We start from the raw sequence: 22,718 nt of genomic DNA on the forward strand, positions 1-22,718 counted from the left end.
TCACCGTCCTAATCATTTTCCTGATTATTTTTAAGTATATCACAAACTAAATTTATTTCTAATTTAATATAATTATTTGATGTTTCCATAAAATATACTTAAAATACTCTTTTGACTTGAGCTAGTATATATTAACTTTTGGCAGATGCTTTCTAATGCGTTTTTATCATATGTTTTTAATTGCTTTACTAGCTTTTGTCGAATTAGTTTGTAACAGCTCTCACAGTATATCTCTGATTCATCATTTGCTGAGAACTGTCTATAACAGTTGTGTTCAGCACATATTTTATCTTTCACTTTTACGGCTTGACCATAGGGTTTATAACCAGCTTTGCGCATAGCTACAGACCATGATAATTTCATAGTCTCTAACGAACTTCTTGTTGGTTTCAGGTTTAAGGTTCTATACTCATCATTAGTGGGAACATATCCAAGCTCTTTAATAGTTTCTTTAAGTTGTTTGACAAGTTCATCTTCACTAAGAAAACCATTTGTTAAACGCACATTTGCAACCTTTGCAATATCTTCCCAGCCATAATTTTTAGTTATATATGATGAATTAGGAACGAAATTTTGACTATCATAAAGTGTCTTGCTAATTTCTCCAAATTCTAATCCTAACAACTTCATGTTACTGATTGCTTTAATACGATAATTTATCTTCAGGAATTCTTCTTGCGTTAAAGAATCACATTTTTTTATTAATTCATTAAACTCAATTCCATCCAGTCTTGCTTTAAGAGTTTTCCAAGATGGTAAATCTTTTCTATTCAAATTATATAAATCAATTGTCAAGTACCCGCCTGAGACTTTTGCAATATTTTGTATTTTGCATATTAATTCTTGATCAAGCTTCATATTTCCTCCTCACTTTTCACTAACCCTTGATTTGAATAGAAATAGCCTTCGCCCTCGCTGGTATATATTATTCCCTTATCTCTATCTAAATAAACTTCTTGTTTACATTTTGTACATAAGGTTCTAGGCATTTTATAATCAAGCTCTGTAGTATAAATCGTACTGCAGCATTTACAATTAACTTTGGCCACTATTCTAACTTTTTCTGATCATATGCTTCAACTAATTCATCATTCAACATTGACAATTGCTTTACAACTTCAATTTCAATTCTCTGTTCTGAGTATGCATTATGTACTTTAAAATCAGCAACTAGAACGGAGTTAATTCCAAAATATTCCTTACCTATAATAGTAACATAGCTAGACTTTTCTATGTAACAATTAATCCACTCTTCAATTTGTTTAGGTGATAAGTTCACAGTGCCTTTTATCCCACTGTTGAGTGAATAAGTCATTGTATATAATTTTGTATCCACTTTTCACCTCCAATTTTAAATTTACTATAAAGATAAAAAAAAGCAACCAATTTTCATCGTTTTAAAAAGGATTGACAAAGATGAAAATAAAAATAAGACGACAAAGAGACCCACATATTTGATTATAATATGTATTGGGTCTCTAATTTTAAAGCTATTGAGTTATGATGATGAAACGCCAATTTTACTATCTTACAATCCACATAGCTTCTTCATTCGGCTTTGATAGGCCTGTCAACTCTACTAACCTTCCTTTACACATATCAGCTTGTTCCTGAGTTAGCCAACTAAAATTATCAGTCATATCTGAGTATTCAGCTTCTTGTATAAAGCCCAAATAATATATGCATTCATCTGTAGAATCTATAAAGTCTAATACTTTTTCCACATCTCTCATAAATAGAGCATCTGAAACTATAGCAAGATATTTAAATTCAAATATAGCGACAGGAACAAACTGGTCATCATCGTATCTAATTACAAGTGCAAGATCTACTCTTTTGCCTTTATATCTAAACTCAGTATAAAGAAATGCATTATAATAATTGAGTGTAGTATCTCCGATACGTCTTCTCAAATGATAATAAAAACTACTCTGCAAAGAACCTTCTCTGTAGAGTCTCTTCATATTAAAATCTTCTTTTATATCTTCTTGCCAAATTGTTTGCACGGCCTGTGTTGAATTAAATTAATAAAATCTCTTTGCATATTCCTGCTCCACCTTAAGAGAGTTTGATTACTAAAGATAAGGATTTAATGACACAAACTTTAAATCATCACTTTCTTTTTCAAATTCCATAATAGAAAGCCTCTTAACCAATACTAGCAACTTAGTGTCGCCATAAAGGTAATCATATGCTTTATTCCCATGTCCGATATCTTTGCACTCTCCCTTAGATAATTCTCCTTCAATTTTAAATTTAATAGCAACATCGCGTAATAATCTGCGTATTTGATTTTTATTGGCTCATTGGTTGAGATAGTATGAACAGGATAACCGCCAGGACCACCAACACAAATGGAAGTTAATGTGAGATCTTCATACAAAGTTGTCTCCCTCTTGTCTCAACTCATACTACCTTAACATTTCTTTAACTTGATAAAGTCTCTCCTTCAACTCCTTGTTTTTTTGCTGTATGCCTTCAATTGCTTTAATAAGAATTATTGCTTTTTCACGATTTACTTGTTTAAACTCACCCTTCGAAGACAATAGGCCTACCAGATCATTTTTAAAAGCATCAAGAAGATTCCAAATCACATAGTATTTCCTTAATTTCTTCACGAGCACTTTTTTCATCTGAGGGATCAGATTCAATGTCTATTATTCTAGAACTCTTCTCTAGTAAAATGCCACCCGTCCCTGTGAGTTTGTTTTTAGCATATTCAACCCTTACTTTCATATAATTCACCACCTGTTCAAGAGTATTTAATTTTATTCAAAACCTAATAACTCCCAAGCATTGCATCTGACATAGTCTTCTGGCAAAAAATCGTAGAAGTTGTGCCACCTCATTGAAGTATCTGCTTTAGACTCTCCATTTCTTTTTGGTGTTGACATGTATTTTAAGTAATTTCTATCAATTATTCCTGCTAATTCATCATACTTATTGATATAATATTCAACAGGCTTATTTAACTCTTTCAATCTCACTAAGACCACATATAAGTTATCAATATTCTTCTTTACACATATTTTATCGCTGAGTTTCCAGCCCTGTTTATTAGTACTCGCCATAGTCTTCACTTGAATTAGTATTGTTTAGTGCCTAATTCGTTGGTGGCAACAATATCAAATAAGGGATTGTTTTTAGGAGTAAGAAGCCCTAAGATCCCTCTTTTCCCCAACTCATCACATACAAGGTATTCTCCAGTAGAGCCAATCAAATTGTAAGAAATCTTCATCCTGTCACCTGTCACCTCATAAAATAGTCCTTTTACTTTAAGTCATTTTCGTATTTTAATATCCGATCCAGTAGGTCATTAATCAAATTCGGGTGTAACTTCATTTATTTCTATAAATTTGTTTTTCAAATCTTTTATTAAAAATGACCTCTTCCATTTCATCCTTTAGAGAAGAGTTGCTTGTTTAGCTTGGTGTCCACTCTTCTGGTCTTACATCGTCAAAATCAAGTAAAATTTAGAGCATGAAATAAATCCTGAACATCGTATTTATCTTCGATTTCAAGAGTAGGTCTAATACTGTGCCTAGCTCTTAACTGCCTGGCTATGATATGATATCTATGGCAAAGTTTAAGAATTAAATCATAAGAACTAAACTCTGCATCTGCTGGAGCAGAAAAACTTAAACCCAAATCATTAATTTCTTGCATAAATGATTGCAGGAGAGATGAAGCATTATTTAAGCCATCTAGGTAGGAATTATCATGTGTTGATGCTGGAGTACTTCGGCCATAGTAAAATACATGGTAGCTAATTTTTCTATCGTCTGTAATTGATCCATAGCTCTATCCTCTCTTAAAGAGTGTTATGTAAAATAGCCATCTCATAATTATTTGAGTAATTTCTCGGCAACGAAACTTGCAGTAATCAAAATCTCTTGTCTCAGTTCTTCATAGATCCTCGCATGACGCTTTAGCGCAACTTCATCATCAAAATCATAATTTTCCATGTATTTGTTAGCACTGTAATCTATAAATTACAACTTATCGTTTTGATATTTATTTAAGTTTTTTGTACATATTCGCTGGTTTCTGGTATTGCATTTACAATTGTTAAATGAGCATTGCTCATTTTCACTCCTTTATTCAATCTATTAGTTAGTTCACGCGATACTAAAGCTATATCATCTTCTTAATGAAATTAAAATTTCATTCTATATTTTATTCATCACTTCTATTCATTTTCCTTCTTTTGCCCGAACACTATGTACTAATTAACTAAGATCATTAGATCACACGAATCATTTAATTCATATTTTTATTTTTAGCTTTTAACGTCTTCGCTCTTAGCGTCAACTCTTAATCACCACCACATCACCATTCCAATTCTTGATAACGGCTTTATACATTCCTGCTTCAACTCTAATTCTAACTAATTCAGATCCTTTGTTCCAGAACATATGGTACTCTACAGCTTCTGAAAACGACACAGGCGCACCCACAGCCCTGTATACACACTTATATGGAATATTAAATTCTTCCTCTTCCTTGCAGTTAAAAAAGACCTCCCAAATAAATCGCCCCTGCGGAGTGAAAATAATTCTTTCAGGATATACTTGTCCTCTGCCTACAGCATCTTTTAGAATCGCCCAGGTTGCAGTAGTATAATCAAGTCCTGAAGCATTTGCTGCCTCTATTGACTCATATATGTATTCGCCATTAATAATCCCCTCATCACTAATTCCAGCAGCATAATACATTGTAACTTCAGGTAAATGTTGATTCATGACAGTTCCCCTTTTAGCTTTGATATAATGTATAGCAATGATAACACAAACATTTGTTCGCATAAAGTAGAATCTTAGAATGTTTTGAGGTGGTTTTGGAGATGTTTCACTTGTTACATTGTAAACATTTACTACATGTAGTATATTAGTAATATAAACCACTTGAATTGAAATTGCAACAGTGTAGTAAATTTCTACAGTGTTATAATCGGAGGCTTTCAAATGTTTGGAGAATATGACACAGAGAAGATGGCGCGATTATTAATTAAACTTCGTGGAGATATGCCAAGGACTACCGCAGCAAAGCTTAGTGATATCAGTAACAGTTATCTAGTAACACTAGAAAAAGGGTTTCATCCCACAACTGGCAAGCCAGTAAGAGCTAAACCAGAGACATTTATTAACTTAGCAAAAACCTATAATATAGATCCAAATGAGTTGTTAATAGTTGCAAATTATGTTGACGCTCAAATGCACTTAGATTTCGATAATCCCGGTAAAATTAGATTCGCAACCATTGATGAATCAAGAGAAAAATATAAGTTAGAACAATTAAGACATGAGAATGAAATTACAACATTCCTCTATAGTAACGACATGGTTAATTTCAAAGGTAGACACTTAAACGCTGACGACAAAGAAAATATTATTGATATGATCGAACTCATGATAAAAATGAAAAGCGAAGGATAAGAACAAAATCACCCTAACGGGTGAATAACGTTCTAGCCAGCGGTTATTTGTCCGCTGGCTCTTCTTTTCTTACTAACGTTCCGTTACATGCCGGACAGAAAAACTCGGGGGATTCTCCGGCTTCCAGTTCATACGAACACTCGGCCACTATAAATTCAGGTACGGGATCCAGCATTCCGCATTCCACACACACATAGTCAATCCATACCTCTGGCTCCTCTTATTCCTCCCAGGGATTCCATCGTTCCAGTTCTTTGGCTTGTTCCTGTTCGTTCTCTTGTCCTCGTGCTTTTTCCATCTCTTCTCATCCCCCATTTTCTTTGGTTTGCGTATTCTCGCTCCTCGTCATAATAATAAATTCGCCCATATTCTGCATCCCAAATCACCACAAGCAACATTTGCTCCTTGCAGCATGGACAGCGCATCGGGTCTCACCATAGCTCTCTAGCATCCGCTGGCGGTAACTCTTTTTCTTTCGTTCTTCTGCTGGAAAAGTCATCTCCATTTGTTTATGTACCATGAACCGCCACAGATTAATGACCTTCTGCGATTCTTTGTTTTTCCCTCGGCTGTCCAGACCATAGCGCCCCACCATTCGAAAATGCTTTGAAGGGATGTGCTGCACCACATCGTAGATAAATTTCATCACCGGCGATACCATATCCACCCTTTTCCCCGTTCGGTGATCCTCGTACCAATAATGCACCTTGTGGTAGTCATAGCTCACGACATGGTATTCTGCAATCCCCGGACGTGCTAAGTACCGCCCTATATATTTCGCGGCCCCCCTTGCATCGTTCATTCGCTGCTCTGCATTCACGTAAAATCCCTTCGGGTACCGCTGGTATAGCTCATTCACCAGTGCCTTTACTCGTTCTTCCTTTGGATACCATTTTAGCATTAAATCCATGAGTAACTTCTGCCACGATTTCCTCAAGTACTCATACGAAATGTATTCTACCTTCTTCCACTCTTTGTTCCGGGCAAGCGCACCTTCCGTAATGAGCGCATGGATATACGGGTTGAATTCCATATCACGGCCAAAGGTATGAATCACGGTAATCACACCAACTTTATATTTTTCACTCTTGTTTTTCTGCCGGTAATAATATTGAATCACCTTGGCGACTCGGTTACTGAGTTCATTCAACTTTCGCCGGTCTTGAAAGAACACCGTACGTAATTCTTCAGGTACCGTAAACACCATGTGGCGATGCGGCACATTTAGGATTCGTTCTTGCTGCTTTTCCGCCCACTCATCCGTATATTTCTTCCCGCATCCATGACAAAAACGGCTTTTACACGTAAAGCAAATAAACACTGGCTCCGGCTTTCCCTTCGTGCAGCCCTTACACACATATCTGGCATAGCCCATATCCCGGGTGCCACAGCGTATCGCTTTATTCACCGTTTCCGTGATGCTGCTATGGGGCCCCTCAGGCAGGTGATGACTGTGCATTTCCATAAATCCATGAAAGTGATCTTTTAGAATCTGTTGGATGATTCGCAGTTTCTTCCATATTCCCTGATTCTTCACGTTCCTCCCTCCTCTATTTTTCATCGGAGTTATCCACATTTTTTTGCATTGTATAATTTCCTATACAACAAAGAAAAGCGCAAAGTGATTTCTCACTAAGCGCTTTATTGTTTACACATTGCTTAACTCATACTTTCCATTTTCAATTCTTCTGTAATCATTATATACAGTGGCATGGTTTTTATTTGCATTAATACAGCATTTGGAACAGATATGAGTTTTTATAGTTGAATTTTTATACAAAGCACCTCTGCTTTTCATAAAATCCAAGACTTCTTGTGTCGTAAAAGAATTAACACCATTCTGTTTCACAATATTATTAACCGCTCTCAGTAGTTCAGTCTTTAAATTTATTGTTGTAATCAACGATCTTATCTACCTCAACAAAATAGTTTTTATTAAACTTTGTTCTAATCAATCTATCCTCTTCATCATATTGCAATGTTGTTCCTACTCTTCCTTCTTCCACTCTAATCAATTTCTTTTCAGATAAACTCCCTGTTATAGTACTGATTGTTTTTGGAGATTTGATCCCTAACTCACTGCATATAAATTCTCTAGAGGGATAACAGAATAATTTTGAAGGTCTAGCAATTCTACTCTCTAAGTAATATAACATTCTCAGCTCTTGTTGGTTAATTTCCCCATCCCTAACCATGAATAGCACAGACAACGGCAATCTCGTAAATCCATAATCTGAACTTATCTTTTCATTATATAAACCTATCTTTAGAGGCTGACTTTGAACTATTTTTTATTGGATTTTTAATATACCCATGGCTATGTAGTTTCAAATAGGATCTTTTGAGCGTATTATTGTCATGAATAGAGATGTAAAATCTAACATGGCTATTGTCCACATTGAATTCTATTCGCTCCAACTTATCGAAAGAATACCATTTTAAATAAACCAGTAAACAAAAATCAATTGCTGACAAGTTGGGTCTCTAACGCATTCATTTTTCATATGTATCCACTGGATGTTACTCATTCATCACAGCAGCTCTCTGCAAAGAAAATAGATATACAACATCTCCTACTATATACCTCTTTCTTAGGATACACCCTTCGATCGGTGTAAATCCAATTCAATAACTGAATTCAACTATTCAGAACTCTCCTCTTTCACTCTATCAATTTTTTCGTTTATTATTTTATCTGCAGCCATTTCCAGTTGCATTAATACCCCACCTTTTTGACTTGTGATCAAGTTTTATTAACTTCAACATCTAGCAAATCAATTTTTACATGTTTTGCATTGATTTCGTAGCCGTTGATTTCCAGGAATTCGTAAAACTTAAAATTGGAGACATATACTTGTTAATCGTAGATGCTGCATAATCTGTGTTCTTCTCTAACGAATTATAGCAGAGTTTTTTACAACCAGATCATCAACTATTAATGTTTCAACATTTTTATCTTTATCCATCGATAAAACATGCGTAATCCTCTCTCATAAATTGTTGCTGTCGATTCATTTCTTTTTCATACTTTAAGATAAAAGCTTAAATATCCTCCCATACACTCCCGGTGTGTAATCCCACTACATTATTAGTTGCAGCACTCTTATTTTATCCCCCTTAGTGTTGTTTTTAATATCTCAATTACCATGTCTTAATTATAAGTTTTTCTCTTTTAAAGTAAATATAATAATATTTATTGACTTAGAAAAGTTCAGGTGTTATATTTTACACACAGAAGCACACATACAACATTTAGCAAAAATATATTGGGGGCGATGTTTCTGAATAAAAACAAAACATACATAAGAGGAGAATCGATTAATGGTAAAAATAAAGCACATTAAGAAGTCACTGCAGGAGAAATACTATGACGGCGAAGCTGAATATATTGATGAAAGATATGTTTCATCCTATATATTCGAGGGATTGGATGACTGTATAGAATATTTGAATACATACAATGATAGAGATTATTGGAATGAAAAAGAGAATCATAAAAATAATAATTATTATGCTCGACTAAAGAAAGAAGAAATCAGATTCTCAAATTAATAAACATAATAATTAAAATCGGAGGTTGCATTTATTGACTGAGTTGCACAAGCCTGTATACATCCCTTCCATTGAAGCGAGTGACATATATAACCATATGGTTAGAGGTAGAGAATTAGATTTAAAATACATAGGAATGATTCCAACCAGTTTAGAACTTAATAAACTAATCAATTTAGGTATTAAAACATTTAAGAAAAAAACAAATGATAAAATTCTATCTAACGACATTATTAATATCAAATTCAAACATAGAGTTGATTCTGGCTTAAATATTATAAAGAGACTTAAAGTTAAAATAGCTAACCTTGAGCAAAGCAAAAAGGATTATAAAGAGAAACTTGAAGAATTCATTGAATTAATCAATTCTGAAATTAATGATGAAAAGTGGTCTGGAGTCTCCTATAGCGACTTGCGATTGAAGTTGTATTCTGAAGGATTTGTATATAATAAAATCAAGTACGTTCCTTATAAACGATCAAGTGCTAAATCAAGAATTGGACAGGTTCTTTTTATTAAAGAGAAGCTTTATGAACCCATGATTAAGTGGTCTAGAATGAAACTTGAATTCAGAGGAAGATCAAAAGAGTACAAAATTGATTACCCCTCTCTTCTTGCTTATGAAAGCTTGGTGGGTTCTTCAATTGAGAGCACCATTGAGATAAGTTCCAGCAATATCCTTATCATTAATGATGTTGAAAGTATATTTCGTCAGAACACCAGTGTAGTTAGAACTGGCAACGATGGCTTCCTTGACAGTTTTGAGGAAGAATCGAATATCAAAAACAGTCTTTTTGATGGTGAATCGCTTCTGGACGAGAAGTACTTTAAAGATGGAAAATCAATGATCTTATTAAGAAACCACATGTTTAAAAGTGCAGCCTTCAATTGTAAAATACAAGACTTTCTAAGAGACAATTGCCCCGAGGGAATACCTTTTAACGATTGGAAAATCCCAACTATGTTTAAGAATGACTTCATGTTCGCAAAAGATGTACATCTAATCATTACTCCGAGTAGTCTAAAGGCTTTAAAGTTCAGTTCAATATTGGGAACAGATAAGAAAATGTGGGATCATTGGAAAAAGATTATTTCATTAGATAAATGTATATTTGGGGTATGCAAAAGTGAAAAAAGGTCAAAACGTGGCTATGGTGAGAGTGGCAATGTATTACAACAAATAAGCTACCAAATGTTAAACTCCCTTCCCCTTACTCAAAGAGACATACATTACTTAACATTATTCGAGAGAGCATACATTGAACAACTTAAAAATAATGATGAATTATTTGTTGAATACATTAAAGATAATGCCAATGACATGAATACTAATGAAATGTTTGCAGATCTATATGATATCAATCACGATTTAGTAAACACAAAGATATTTAGGAATTTTAGAAAGAACATTATAAGCAGTTATGTTACACATATTAAAAATGGCAAGGTTCGTTTGTCCGGTGACTATTGTGTAATGCTAGGTAATCCTCTGGAATTTTTATATCATTCTATAGGCTTATTAGATACCATAGATCCAAAACCAATTGCATTAAAAAGTAATGAAGTATATACAAAACTTTTCGGCCAGAAAGAAATTACAGGTTTTAGAAATCCTCATACAAGTCCGAGTAACGTCTTGCTTGCAAATAATATTCTAGCTCCCGAAATCGACAGATACTTTAATCTCAGTGATAATATTGTTTGTGTTAATGCAATTGGATTTCCCCTTCAGGATATTCTCTCAGGCTGTGATTATGATAGTGATACGGTTTTATTAAGCGATAACGAACAACTATTATTCATCGTTAAACGAATATACGGAAAATACAAGGTTTGTATAAACAATGTAGCAAGTAGCAAAAAACATTATAATGTTTGTAATAAAGATATGGCTGCAATAGATAATGAGTTATCTAATAGTCAGAAGTACATAGGGCGAACAGTAAATACTGGACAACTATGTATGTCTAGATATTGGGACATGTACCATCAAAACTTTGGTACAGAACAATTAGAGAATCTTTTAAAAAAGATTGATGTTGTCACGGTGTTGTCTGGTATATGTATTGATCTGGCGAAAAAGATGTTTGATATAAATATTAATAAAGAAATTGAAAACATATCTAGATACAAGGAACTTAGAAAAGAGAAACCTCTATTCTGGAAATATGTAAGCCAGTCTGATAATGTCTTAACAGCTAGTTATAAATGTCCTATGGACTTTCTATTTAATGAAATGCAAAGTCTTGCTAAAGGAAACGGCAAAAATGATATTCCATTAGAGGATTTACTTTTAAAGAAAGAAATTAGTAAGAGTGATAGGAAACAAGAGCAAAAAATATATAATTATATCGAAAGCATGAATGCGAAGATAAATAATACATATGCAAAACAAATGACCGAAAATGAAAGAGAACGAAAGATTGAAGATATAATTAAATATTACAGTTTTTTTGTTAGAAAGCTGACTATTGGAGAAGACACGATGTATTCAATGATAAGTAAGTTAACTAAGAATAAGAAAGAAAATATTGCATCAAGACTATTAAACACTCTTCATTCTACTCAAAAAGAGACATTTTTAAAGGCGTTTTTAGCCAAAAACTCCACACTTTAAAATAAATATATGCATTTCCTCCTTGATAATAAAAGGTTTTTTATGAAGTGCGGAGGTAGACATATGGTAAGGGTATATCAAACCTCTATTAACCACAACATAAACTAAAGGGAGATTTATAAGAATGAATAAACAAGAATTGATTACTGGAGTAACAACAAAAACAGGGTTGGATAAAAAAGATGTAACTCTAGTGGTAGAAAACATTTTTGATACAGTTTCTAGCACACTCGCCGCAGGTGGCAAGGTCGGTATCTTTGGATTCGGCACATTCGAAACACGTGTGCGTAAAGAACGACCTGGTTTTAATCCAAAGACCCTTAAAGATCTCAAAGAACAAGGCATTGATCCAGAAACCGCTAAAGCACAGGCTGCCATCACGATTCCTGCATCGAAAACCCCGGCCTTTAAACCAGCATCAGCATTGAAGAAAACTGTAAATTAATCTTATAAACAATAGTTTCATCAAAAAATATACATATTCAAGAGATGAAATATCTCAACTGGAAGGTCGATAGAGGTGGGAAAGGCTCCGCGCGCGCTTACTGTGGTAAGTTACCAGAGATCTGGATACGTGCCCTGCTATCGACTTACCATAAATCAGAACATGAAAGAGAGATTTGATAAATATAGCAAAGCGCAACAATTCAATTCAGTTTAAAGAGCTACTTAATACGGAGGTTATGGAAGTGACCGAAGAAGATCAAAGCGGAGTATTTGTTTATGATTTACTTGAGGAACTGAAATCTTATAACGGCAAAAACGCAACAATTTCTATTAAAGAGGATCTGCCTGTCCAGCCGAAGGAGTAATTGAATGACTCCAATTATAATTAAACGCGAATCGTCTGATACTACTATAGACGATTTTTTGATTCGTCTTGGTGACAATCTAGAAGCATATGGTCTTACTTGGACTCAAGCAGACAAACTTCTTAATGACGAGTGTGAAGAAGAATACTCCGAGTCTCGTTGGCGTAAACGCTATAACAGCTACATAGAATTTAAGCCAATTATCCTTTCTGAGTATGGCAACAAAGTAGTTGTCCAGGAGATACGCGATGCAACGGTTGAACTCCAAAAAGAAACTATGCGTCTCCGAGACCAAAAAAGAGAGTACAATCAACTCATCTACAAAGAAGCTCGTTTTGACAACCTTAAAAATTAAATCAGCGAGTCAATTTTAGAGCTTCAGAAATTGAAACCTCTCCGCCCCTCTCCACCAATCTCTAATGATAACAGCACAAATCGTGCTATTTCTTTGTGGTCAATGCTTACAATATTAATGTATTCCGTGATCGTCTCTCCACCCTCATTTCAAAAACAATTGAATACAGCCAAAAATATCAAATTACTGAAATTATCGTTGCCAACCTCAGTGATATGCTGCATGGAGCGATTCACGTGTCTGAGTTCAATCTGGCGAAGATGTAATTAAGCAAATTCAAATTGCTGTAGAGAGTATTGCATAAGGATGGGAAGCGATATCGTTACGATGGCAACCAATGGATTGAGATTGACGTGTTCGGATCAAATTTACAGAAGGTGTCATTGAAAATTTCATCCCCTTCCTTTTTGCGGGTCAACTCATTGAAATGAATGGATATTGTGAGATTGCTGGAGAAATGGTTACGGAGATTAGTCTGGAACGAACAAGGAATTTAAAGGATTGGGCTGAAGTTACGAACCGGAGATTGCGCTTTGAGCCCAATGCAAATTTAGATGATAAACTCGTTACGTTTAAAAATACGGTTATAAGTGCTGGAGACATATTCAGGATTAATATGAACACTCAAGGGTTAGGCATCTACAACATTACGATTAGCTTAAAAATTAGAATATAGAAGGAGATAAAAATATATGAATCCTGTAATAACTTGGATGAACGCAACACATTCTGCACCTGTTACTACGCCCTTCAACTTTGGTGTCATCGATGCGGATGATGTAAGTACACCATATACGTTTAACATTTGGAATAATAGATTCGATGGTGCTGGCGGAGGAACAACGGATGTTTCAAAAATGGAGGACTGTACAATCACAACGCGTGATATGTCTGGTGGTCTCGGTAATACCGTAGGCTCAGAAATTGAAGTTGTTAAAAATAACTGGTTCCATGCACAGGTCGATTCGCTTGGAGAAACCGATCTTGCACAAGAATCCTCACGTATTGGTAAGGATTATACAAAACCAATCGGCACAACGGGTACGACAAAAAAAGATAATACAGGTGCAACGTACGCTACACCTCTTAAGCCTGGAACAAAAGAGATTTTAGGGGTTAAAAACAATGGTGTTCCGGCAGATGCTGCTGGTAACTATGTAACAGTCACGCTTCAGGCGGATGTACCTCTGGAAGCAAAATCCGGGCAGCAAGCGTTTAAAATTCGTGTCAGCTACCGTTACGTTTAATTGGTTACTATAATTTTTATATTCTATTTGTGAGAGGCACATACTTTGTGTCTCTTTTTTATTTCTCAACAATACAATGTGGAGGTCATTTATGATTCTAGGAAACAATCAATATCGCTTCTCCCCCGTTCCACAAGGACAAAATTTCATCTGGATCGCGGATTATATGGACGGTTCATGCCTCGCAGAATACGAATTTGATACCAGAATAAAAAATGATTATTACCGAATCGACAAAAATAAACTAATTCGTTTCGGTCTAATTGGTATGGGATCGCAAATCTATTTTGATGTTGCTAATGGAATCTTCAATATTAATAAAAATCGAATTCAAGTGTCTTACATTGCGGATGGTATTGAGTATCCATTAACAGGTCGGACAATTTTATATAATGACATTATTCAATACAAGGATGCTGTTGGAGACGGAAAGCTCTTATCAAAAACCGCAAGTGGTAGAATCAGAAATAATATTGTGGCTCATGTCGTAGGCTACAAAAAGGCAATGGATTTGTCAGACGTAAATATTAACTTCAAAAACCTACTGCATATTCCACAAGATAAAAACATTCCACCTTATTTAGAAATAAAAATATCCGTGGATAAAGATCTGAATGGAGAACTTGTATTTAGGATCAATGGTTCAGTAGCAAATAAACTCCATGCTCCCCTACTCAAAAATCAAGCTGGTATTTATAACTGGGAATTAATTTAATCAAAGGAATGATACGTAGTGGAAAACTTTTATACGGACAATTATAAGCGCGTTTGGGGCAACAAAGCCATCGGTGATACAACTGTAGTTACCACATCTAACAATGAAATCACTGTTTTATCGGGTTCTCATGAGTACACGTTTTCAATCCCTGTTGGCACATACGCTTCTTCATACGCCAGAGGGGAATCAGAATTAGTTGATGCTATAAAAACAGTAATACAAACCAATAGTTACCCCATTGAAGTCTTCTTGGGTGGAAATCATAAAGATATCAAATATAATTCATTAGTATTTAGGCTTAGTGATGATTCAGAGATTGAGGAAATCAGGGGTTCCTTTTATAATGCTTTCTTCAACTCAATTTAAGGGTGTGAGATAAATGGCAACACAAGAAATAGGAATCCCCCTCGATCTCAGTCTTGGAACGCATAATAATACGGAGTTTTTAAACGGAAAGCTCCAATTGGTTGAGATAGCAAAAGCTGATTCGGGAATATCAATATTCCCCCCCGAAGGATACTGGATCTCTGAAGTAATCCGCATAGCAGACAAAGTAACTCATTTTAAGTATATTGCCAAAACCCTTACGGGAACGGGCAATTATACGATATATACTCAGTCCTCTCAAGATAGCTTTACCTGGACGGATTGGGAACAGGTAAGTATAACAACAGGAGCTATTACTACACCTGTAGGTTATTATGCTCGTGTAAAGATAGTTATCTCTCCTATCAGAAGTAATGAAACATTTACCATTGATGGGTTTGATGTAAACGGTAAATACAATAATTCTTACATCAATTCAACAAGTGGTGTTCTCGAACTCAAAACGGTATACGCAAATAAATATGATCTTGATACAACGTGGACTAGTGAAGGAAAAATGATGAGTGGTAATATTCCTAAATCATCATTCAAAAAAATAGATAAATTAAGTTTATTGGAAAAGGGGTGATGTGTATATGGCGACTCCAGCAACTACAGGGCAGCTTCGAACAACTGTCAGTGAAATGAAAGTCGGAGATTATATCAAAGTTGGGTCACTTAATGGTGGCTCATGGCTGCTTAATAATGGAACAACAGAATTACCAACAGCTGGAATTCCTTACGCAAATAGCTTTGCGAATTATTACTTTTATATGATAAAGGTAGCGAGAGGTTTGTTGATTGCGGATAGAGTTACGCAAAATACGGGGAGTTGGGATTCATTTAACACCAATAAATTAATTCAGGGAGTACCTTGGGATAGCGGAAATCTTATTCCTGTAATGACTTCTAATGCAGCTCCCAGTGGTGTTGCGAGTGCAAGTAATATTTACGCAGCAGCTAATGATGCATATAAAGCATTTGATGGGTCTGTTAGCACGTTATGGGCGACAGGGACAGCCTCGTTGCCACACACATTGAGCTATGAGTTTCCTTCTTCTAAATTGATTACAGCTTATTCAATAACCCCTGCGTCAGACCTTGCGGGACGAGCTGCACAATCCCCTAAAAATTTCAATTTAGAAGCTTGGGATGGCTCTAATTGGGTCGTATTGGATGAGAGGGTCGGAGTTATAAATTGGACAATAGGTGTTACTAAAACTTTTTTGTTTTTAAACAAGACCAGCTATTCAAAATTCAGGCTGCAAATATTTTCGAATAATAATGGTGATGCCCCTGTGAGTATCGGGGAGTTTAAATTGATGGAAATGACCGGAATCTTCCGTTCTCTCACTGGTGGAGTTGCTTATGCCGATGCTAATGGTAATATCTCAACCACAGATCAGTCTAAAGGTGCATGGCCCACAAATAATGAATGGGATAAATATATCGTTAATTTCCCTGTAGGTAAAATTCAAACTGGAAAGACGCTGGATGATGTATTTCACTGGAGTGGCGTTTTTACGTGGACACAAGACACTCCTGCCTTGGCATTAGCAGCTGCAACAATCCGTATTTCGAGAAGTAATACTACTGCCATAAGACTTATGTTTGTAGCGTCAAGTTCAGCTGGAGCAACTTATGGATTCCGGCCAGTTCTAGAATATAAGGAGGTGTGATATATGACAAACATTGGTGAATCATTGATGGCACCTGAAGCTAGTTGGAGAAGATATGATGAAACAGCATTAGGGATTGTTTACACAGGAACTTGGTCAACTGAGACCAATGCATCACACTATGGTGGCAGTATGAAATTCACTGCTACGATAGGAAGTTCAGCTGCTATATCATTTTCTTTTTATGGAACAAAGTTGCGATTCATAGCGCCACGTTATACAAATCACCCAACAAATACTATCATAACAATTGACGGATCTGACTATACATTCAGTCAAAATGGGAGTCTCGTATACCAAGCACTACAGTTCGAAAAAACTGGTTTGTCACTCGGGTTGCACACAGTTTCAATCGTTTCTACTGTGGGGGGCACTGGAACAAGGATAGACGCTATTGATATAGATGATACCGGATATATCGGAGCCGTTGGGCAAGAGTTAACTGCGCCAGAATTTGGATGGAAGAGAGTTCAGGAAACGGATAGTCGTTTTGTCTTTGATTCTTCTTGGATTGTTGATACTACTAGTTCAAATAGTGGAGGTTCCTCAAAATATGTAACTAGCGGAAACCATTGGATTATATTCTCGTTTTATGGCACAAAGTTAAGATATATTGGCAACGTAAACTTAGACAGACTTACAGGAAATGTAAATAATGTTATTATTGACGGGGTTAATCGAGGTGGTTTTTCTCAATATTCTACAAGTGCTAAGTATTCTGTTGTTAACTATGAAATATTAGACTTAGCATTGGGCACACACGAAGTAATAATTAACACTTCAGGTGTTATTGCTTTTGACGCTATTGACATTGATTTGACTATAGGAGATCAGTTAACAACCCCCGAAAGTGGATGGAAAAGATATGATGCACAATTCGCCTTCCTAAAGACATCTGGATTGTGGTCATCCAATTCGCCAGCAAATGCATATAATGCCTCCTTAATTTTATCCAATGTACAGAATGGAAGTCTGAAATTTCTGCTTCAGAGTACCAAATTGAGAATCATTTGTGCAACAGGTAGCGCCTATACTGATCAAGTTACTATCAAAATCGATGGTGTAGCAGAAACGTTTTCAACCGTCAGTGCAAGTGGAACAGCATATCAGACATTGGTATATGAAAAGCTCGCATTATCTGACTCTGTTCACACTATTGAGATTATAAATAATAAAGCTTTAGCAATCTACCTTGATGCTCTTGATACAGATATAAATGCGCGGGTATATCACCCCGATGAAGTTACAAATATCAGCGACCTTGTAGTAGGAAAGCGTATCCGCTGTCATTATCAAGCTACATCCGGTGTCGTTGGTAGTTTTAGTGGTTTAGGCATAGAGACTTCTGATTTTATCCCTGCTGCAAGCTCTGCAACGCCAAACGGAGATTTTTATTGGTTGATGGTTGAGGACGTAAATAAAAAGAAAGTATTAGTTGCAGATAGAAATGTGCAAAGTGCAATTGCGTGGGATACGTTGAATACTGCTGGAATTGCAAGCGGATCGGGTGTACCACTTACAAAACAACTCGTGAGTATTGTTCCAAAGATGACCTCCAATTCAACACCTTATGGAGTGGCCTCGGCAAGCTCTGTCTACTCAACGGATGCTCCTGCTTGGAAAGCGTTTGACAAAACCACTGCAAATGTTTGGTTAACGACTAGTCAATCGTGGAATGGTTCGTGGATCAGATATGATTCCCCAACGCCTTATATTGTTGAATCTTATGTCATTACGGGCGGTGCAAGCAGTATGTCTACAGATGCTCCGCAGGGATGGAGATTGGAGGGTTCTAATAACAACGGTTCAACGTGGAAAACCTTAGACACAAAGACAGGAGTGACAGGATGGAGCAATAACCAAGTTAGATCGTATACTATCTCAAATACTGAAGCGTATTCTTCTTATCGCATTGTCATCACTGCCAATGGTGGAGGAGCATATGCGAGAACATCTGAAATTGACTTTCTAAGATATCAAACAGATGAAGAGTTGGTTAGCGGTTCCATTCGTCTTCTAACTGGTGGTGTCTCGTCAGCAGATAGTGATAATGAATGGGACAAATATATTGTCAATTCTACTCTAAATGGGATGATTACAGCTGGAGATAATGGGGTCTGGAATTGGAACTCGGGCGATTTTTATACATTAACAAGTACAGCCTCTTCCTCTTCTCGTGTTGTCAGAGGAAAGACTTTAGCTGGTTGGACAAGTGTTGGATCTTCTAATTTAAGTAACAGCGCCTTCCGCCCCGTATTAATCATAGAAACACCCACATCGGTAAGATCACTTTTCAAGTTTGATGGAGGATATAAAAAGTGGGTTGAGGGCACTCCTGAAATAGTAAACACACAGAATATTATTCCGAAGATGGCTTCCGATGCAAATGGTATTATCGCACTATCAACTAATTCAAACAATGTAAATGGATTTCAATCTGCATATTACGCATTTGATGGAGTGTCTACTACTGCATTTGCAAATGGTGTATCGCAATATCCATGTTGGTTGCAGGTTGATATGGGAGAAATGAAAAAAGTTGACAAATATAGTGTACTCTATAATTTTGCCACTGTTGGGTCACATATGTCCAATTGGGATTTTCAAGGGAGTATTAACGGAAGCGAATGGTCCATGATTGACTCGCAAACAATTTCGGCTTGGAACATTGGCGAAACAAAGGTTTTTACAGTTAATAATCCTTTGAATTATAGATATTATCGAATACTTATGAAATCAGGAACACAATATTCTGTAATAAGTGAATTACAATTAATCACAGTTGAGTCTACTACTCCAGAAACACCAGCACATTGGCAAACAATCTCAACTACTTTCCCCTCAGCTGACACTTTTAAAAGTAATGGTATGAGCGATCTGTCTATAATGGATAGAAAATCAACAACGTTTGTTAGTGCTATGAGTGACAATGGTGCAACAGGTTCTGTATTAGGAAGTGGGAAAGTGTTTAAAAAGAGTGTGGATTTGAAGAAGTTGTTTGAGATTACGAATATAAAAATTTAATAGTTTGAAAGCGTTTCTCATTTTTATTTATACTTGTTGAAATATATATTAAAGGGGAGATGGTCAATCATGGCAACAATTGGACAGGCATTAACAGCCCCTGAAGCTGATTGGAAAAGATATGACAACACAGATAGTAAATTTATTTATTATGGAATTTGGGGGAATGTCGCGAGTGGATATGGAGGCAATAGTCAGGAGACAGCAACATCAAATGGCTCTGTGAAATTCTTGTTCAAGGGAACCAAATTTAGAGTTATCGCTTCAGGATACTCATCATTCTCAACAGGACTAAAGGTTAAAATTGACGATGTTGAAGTCGGAAGCTTCACCCAATACGCTTCTTCAACAGCACGACAAATATTTCAATATGAAAAAACGGGTCTTGTCGATGGAAAACATTATGTGGAAATTTATAACCCTGTCGCTTCAACAGGGTTTTCTTGGGATGCACTAGACATAAACGATACTGGAGAATTGTTAGACTATTGGGTTCCAACAAATAGGTTCTTACTTTCATCAACAGGGAATAATAAATTCATTTCAATAAATCAAAATCAGGGGGCATATTTAAAAGATGCTAATTCTTCAATTAGCATTATTCCGAGTAGCACGCAATTATTGAACAATCATGGTAGTGCCATAATGTTTAGAATAAAAACAACAAGTACAAAATATGGAGTGTTAATTAACACAAGTACGGGTTCATCCGCAGGTGGATACATGATATCTTTGCAGTCAGATGGCACACTTTTAGTCATGACAATTGGCTCAAAAAACAGCTCTGTTACCTCGAATAAAAGGATTAATGATGGAAGCTGGCATGATGTTGTTGTACATCTGGTAACGACTAGAAATAGTAGTAATAATAGTTTTTCCATATATATTGACGATCTTAATACGCCTAATGCTACGATAACTGGTTCTAATATGGCAACTGCTGCCGCTACAAATGCTTACGTACTCATATCAGGTGCAGCTGGAGAAATCTATCTGAAAGATATTGTATTTAAAAGTGGATACGATGCTGAAGCAGCAGAGTCTTACAAAAACAAATTATATTCTGAGATGAAATTAGTATATGGTCTCTACACTTTTGAAAAAAGTTTAAATGATAATATAGTAAAAAACACGGGGAACTCTCAAGTTTCTAACGGGGACAATGGATTGGCATATAACGTACAAATCATTGAAGAATATCCAAACTTTCTAGGCAACGATAAGGAAGATACGTTCATAACTTATGGGAATATTGTTAATGATAACATAGTAATGACAAAGAACTATTCGAAATTATTACATGTTAGTGATGACAGCACTGTTCTAAGCACAGGAAAAATATATGAGCATATCGTTGATATGTCTAAGCGTCAGATTAACAAAATAACGCTAGGGTAGTGACTATTAATTATGACTTATAGAACACATCTGAATTAATGGGTGTGTTCTATTTTATTTAAATACAAAGGAGAGGATTTAATGGCAACAAGTAATCCATATGCACTTAATTTCAGCGGGAATAGCAAAGTAACCATGCCTACAAATGCAGTCCTGAATTTTAATCAAACCAGTGCATTTACATTGGAATGTTGGATAAAGATCAGTAAAATCGGATCAACAATGACAGTATTTAATAAACAAAAAAATACTACTAATGAATTTGTGATTGGTATAGATATAAGTGCGACTGGCGTTTTAACTTTCGGTGCTTCAAAACAAGGAGTAACAACCATTGCTGCATACTCAACTCGTCCTCTAGATGTGAATAAATGGTATCATGTGGCTGGGGTTAGTGATGGCTTGAAAATTACATTGTATTTGGATGGCGTACTGCAACAAACGACAGTCATAACTTATACAGGAGCTACACAATCCCTTGCAACACTGATTATTGGTAACTGGTATTATAATGAGCTGTCTTATTTCTATGGTGCTATTGACGATTTTAGAATTTGGAATGTTGCGAAAACACAGTTGGAAATACAAAGTAGCATGAGAAGTTATTTGACTGGAAAAGAGAATGGTTTGATTCTTCACTATAGAATGGATGAGGGCGGAGGCCTTACCATCTCAGATACTACAACTTATGGGAATGTTGGTACTCTTGTAAATACAACATGGGTTGAAGGCGAAGGAGACTTTCACGACTCTTTTTTATTGTCGGTGGATAATGAATTCTTCTCATTTAAAACTATCAGATCAACGACCAATATTATGCCACATATGGCTTCAAATACATCAGACTCTGTTAAACTTACCTCCAGCATTTTTTATGGTGATGATCAACCATGGAAGGCATTTGATCGAGGCGCGGTTGCTTCTCGCTCACAATGGTATACAAATTCGGCACCACCGGTTGGAGGGCATTGGCTAAAATTTGAATTTGCTGCACCAATTCGTACTAATGGGATTTCTTTAATGGCATTTCTGGTGTCATCTGGATCGGCCTCATTAAAAGATTTCATTTTTTATGGCTCTAATGACGATGTGAACTATACAAATATAATCTCGGGAACACATCCTAATCTTAATTATGATGTAATTAACTACAGATTCAGCAATAAAAATATTTATAAATTTTATCGACTAAATATTATCACTTCATATCTGGGAACTAGCAATGTAGGAGTGATGGAAATGGAGATATTTGGTGCTGATAAGAAAGAATTGCTTCAAGTTTCTACTCTTACGGAGAGTCATTTTTTGAAATATGGAATTGACTATGGGTCTGAAATTGCTTTGAGCGAGAGCATAAGTGAAAGGGTTTTTATTGACGATAGCCCTACTGTTCTTGGATCAGGGAAAGTATTTAAACAATCAATAGATACCTCAAAAGTACCGATTAAAAACGTGTCAATCACATAAATGTATCTGAATAGAATGATTGTTTTATTGAGATGAAAAAATAGATAG

Annotated in this window: 23 protein-coding genes; 14 read left to right on the plus strand and 9 right to left on the minus strand. The window is 35.8% G+C overall.

Going from position 1 to position 22,718, the window contains the following annotated elements; genetic code table 11:
• Nucleotides 1-72: 72 nt before the first annotated feature.
• The 7 genes from MHI42_RS06235 to MHI42_RS06265 form a co-directional block, all read right to left on the minus strand.
• Nucleotides 73-858, minus strand: a complete 786-nt coding sequence (locus MHI42_RS06235; RefSeq protein WP_342423174.1) for a hypothetical protein — start codon at nucleotides 856-858, stop codon at nucleotides 73-75.
• Nucleotides 859-1,048: 190 nt separating this feature from the next.
• Nucleotides 1,049-1,336, minus strand: a complete 288-nt coding sequence (locus MHI42_RS06240; RefSeq protein ID WP_342423175.1) for a hypothetical protein — start codon at nucleotides 1,334-1,336, stop codon at nucleotides 1,049-1,051.
• Nucleotides 1,337-1,523: 187 nt separating this feature from the next.
• Nucleotides 1,524-2,006, minus strand: coding sequence for a hypothetical protein (locus MHI42_RS06245; protein WP_342423176.1), 483 nt, complete (start codon nucleotides 2,004-2,006; stop codon nucleotides 1,524-1,526).
• A 568-nt stretch (nucleotides 2,007-2,574) separates the two neighbouring features.
• Complete coding sequence (locus tag MHI42_RS06250) at nucleotides 2,575-2,736, minus strand: hypothetical protein (protein WP_342423177.1); 162 nt, start codon at nucleotides 2,734-2,736, stop codon at nucleotides 2,575-2,577.
• A gap of 32 nt (nucleotides 2,737-2,768) precedes the next feature.
• Nucleotides 2,769-3,071 carry a hypothetical protein gene (locus MHI42_RS06255; RefSeq protein ID WP_342423178.1) on the minus strand — a complete coding sequence of 101 codons (303 nt, stop codon included), beginning with the start codon at nucleotides 3,069-3,071 and terminating at the stop codon, nucleotides 2,769-2,771.
• Nucleotides 3,072-3,462: 391 nt separating this feature from the next.
• Nucleotides 3,463-3,666, minus strand: coding sequence for a hypothetical protein (locus tag MHI42_RS06260; RefSeq protein ID WP_342423179.1), 204 nt, complete (start codon nucleotides 3,664-3,666; stop codon nucleotides 3,463-3,465).
• A gap of 641 nt (nucleotides 3,667-4,307) precedes the next feature.
• Nucleotides 4,308-4,742: a hypothetical protein gene (locus MHI42_RS06265; protein WP_342423180.1), complete on the minus strand. Its 435-nt coding sequence runs from the start codon at nucleotides 4,740-4,742 to the stop codon at nucleotides 4,308-4,310.
• 222 nt (nucleotides 4,743-4,964) lie between these two features.
• Here MHI42_RS06265 and MHI42_RS06270 point away from each other — a divergent pair, with 222 nt between their 5' ends.
• The gene (locus MHI42_RS06270) at nucleotides 4,965-5,435 is read left to right on the plus strand and encodes a hypothetical protein (RefSeq protein WP_342423181.1); all 471 of its coding nucleotides are present in this window, start codon (nucleotides 4,965-4,967) and stop codon (nucleotides 5,433-5,435) included.
• A 382-nt stretch (nucleotides 5,436-5,817) separates the two neighbouring features.
• On the opposite strand, the gene MHI42_RS06275 is transcribed toward MHI42_RS06270, so the two are convergent.
• Both MHI42_RS06275 and MHI42_RS06280 read right to left on the minus strand, forming a co-directional pair.
• Nucleotides 5,818-6,972 carry a transposase gene (locus MHI42_RS06275; protein WP_342423182.1) on the minus strand — a complete coding sequence of 385 codons (1,155 nt, stop codon included), beginning with the start codon at nucleotides 6,970-6,972 and terminating at the stop codon, nucleotides 5,818-5,820.
• Between the two features lie 337 nt (nucleotides 6,973-7,309).
• Complete coding sequence (locus MHI42_RS06280; RefSeq protein ID WP_342423183.1) at nucleotides 7,310-7,591, minus strand: hypothetical protein; 282 nt, start codon at nucleotides 7,589-7,591, stop codon at nucleotides 7,310-7,312.
• 1,165 nt (nucleotides 7,592-8,756) lie between these two features.
• Between MHI42_RS06280 and MHI42_RS06285 the strand changes: the two genes are divergently transcribed.
• From MHI42_RS06285 to MHI42_RS06345, 13 genes are all read left to right on the plus strand, one after another.
• Entirely contained in the window at nucleotides 8,757-8,987 is a 231-nt protein-coding gene (locus tag MHI42_RS06285) for a hypothetical protein (protein ID WP_342423184.1), read from the plus strand.
• Between the two features lie 34 nt (nucleotides 8,988-9,021).
• Complete coding sequence (locus tag MHI42_RS06290) at nucleotides 9,022-11,604, plus strand: hypothetical protein (RefSeq protein ID WP_342423185.1); 2,583 nt, start codon at nucleotides 9,022-9,024, stop codon at nucleotides 11,602-11,604.
• Nucleotides 11,605-11,728: 124 nt separating this feature from the next.
• Nucleotides 11,729-12,049, plus strand: coding sequence for an HU family DNA-binding protein (locus tag MHI42_RS06295; RefSeq protein ID WP_342423186.1), 321 nt, complete (start codon nucleotides 11,729-11,731; stop codon nucleotides 12,047-12,049).
• Between the two features lie 175 nt (nucleotides 12,050-12,224).
• Nucleotides 12,225-12,416 carry a YonK family protein gene (locus MHI42_RS06300; RefSeq protein WP_342423187.1) on the plus strand — a complete coding sequence of 64 codons (192 nt, stop codon included), beginning with the start codon at nucleotides 12,225-12,227 and terminating at the stop codon, nucleotides 12,414-12,416.
• A 4-nt stretch (nucleotides 12,417-12,420) separates the two neighbouring features.
• Nucleotides 12,421-12,771, plus strand: coding sequence for a hypothetical protein (locus MHI42_RS06305; protein ID WP_342423188.1), 351 nt, complete (start codon nucleotides 12,421-12,423; stop codon nucleotides 12,769-12,771).
• A gap of 692 nt (nucleotides 12,772-13,463) precedes the next feature.
• Nucleotides 13,464-14,018: a hypothetical protein gene (locus MHI42_RS06310; protein ID WP_342423189.1), complete on the plus strand. Its 555-nt coding sequence runs from the start codon at nucleotides 13,464-13,466 to the stop codon at nucleotides 14,016-14,018.
• A gap of 91 nt (nucleotides 14,019-14,109) precedes the next feature.
• Entirely contained in the window at nucleotides 14,110-14,733 is a 624-nt protein-coding gene (locus MHI42_RS06315; RefSeq protein ID WP_342423190.1) for a hypothetical protein, read from the plus strand.
• Nucleotides 14,734-14,751: 18 nt separating this feature from the next.
• A complete protein-coding gene (locus MHI42_RS06320) occupies nucleotides 14,752-15,102 on the plus strand; it encodes a hypothetical protein (protein ID WP_342423191.1) in 351 nt (116 codons plus the stop codon).
• Between the two features lie 13 nt (nucleotides 15,103-15,115).
• Nucleotides 15,116-15,691 (plus strand): hypothetical protein, encoded by a 576-nt coding sequence (locus MHI42_RS06325; RefSeq protein WP_342423192.1) that lies wholly within the window; start codon nucleotides 15,116-15,118, stop codon nucleotides 15,689-15,691.
• A 7-nt stretch (nucleotides 15,692-15,698) separates the two neighbouring features.
• Nucleotides 15,699-16,781 carry a discoidin domain-containing protein gene (locus MHI42_RS06330; protein ID WP_342423193.1) on the plus strand — a complete coding sequence of 361 codons (1,083 nt, stop codon included), beginning with the start codon at nucleotides 15,699-15,701 and terminating at the stop codon, nucleotides 16,779-16,781.
• Between the two features lie 3 nt (nucleotides 16,782-16,784).
• Nucleotides 16,785-19,805, plus strand: coding sequence for a discoidin domain-containing protein (locus MHI42_RS06335; RefSeq protein ID WP_342423194.1), 3,021 nt, complete (start codon nucleotides 16,785-16,787; stop codon nucleotides 19,803-19,805).
• 69 nt (nucleotides 19,806-19,874) lie between these two features.
• Nucleotides 19,875-21,203: a LamG domain-containing protein gene (locus tag MHI42_RS06340; RefSeq protein ID WP_342423195.1), complete on the plus strand. Its 1,329-nt coding sequence runs from the start codon at nucleotides 19,875-19,877 to the stop codon at nucleotides 21,201-21,203.
• An 81-nt stretch (nucleotides 21,204-21,284) separates the two neighbouring features.
• Nucleotides 21,285-22,670: a LamG domain-containing protein gene (locus MHI42_RS06345; RefSeq protein WP_342423196.1), complete on the plus strand. Its 1,386-nt coding sequence runs from the start codon at nucleotides 21,285-21,287 to the stop codon at nucleotides 22,668-22,670.
• Nucleotides 22,671-22,718: the final 48 nt, after the last annotated feature.

The organism is Paenibacillus sp. FSL E2-0178 (assembly GCF_038593005.1).
In the GTDB taxonomy this organism is placed as follows: Bacteria; Bacillota; Bacilli; order Paenibacillales; family Paenibacillaceae; genus Paenibacillus_AQ; species Paenibacillus_AQ phytohabitans.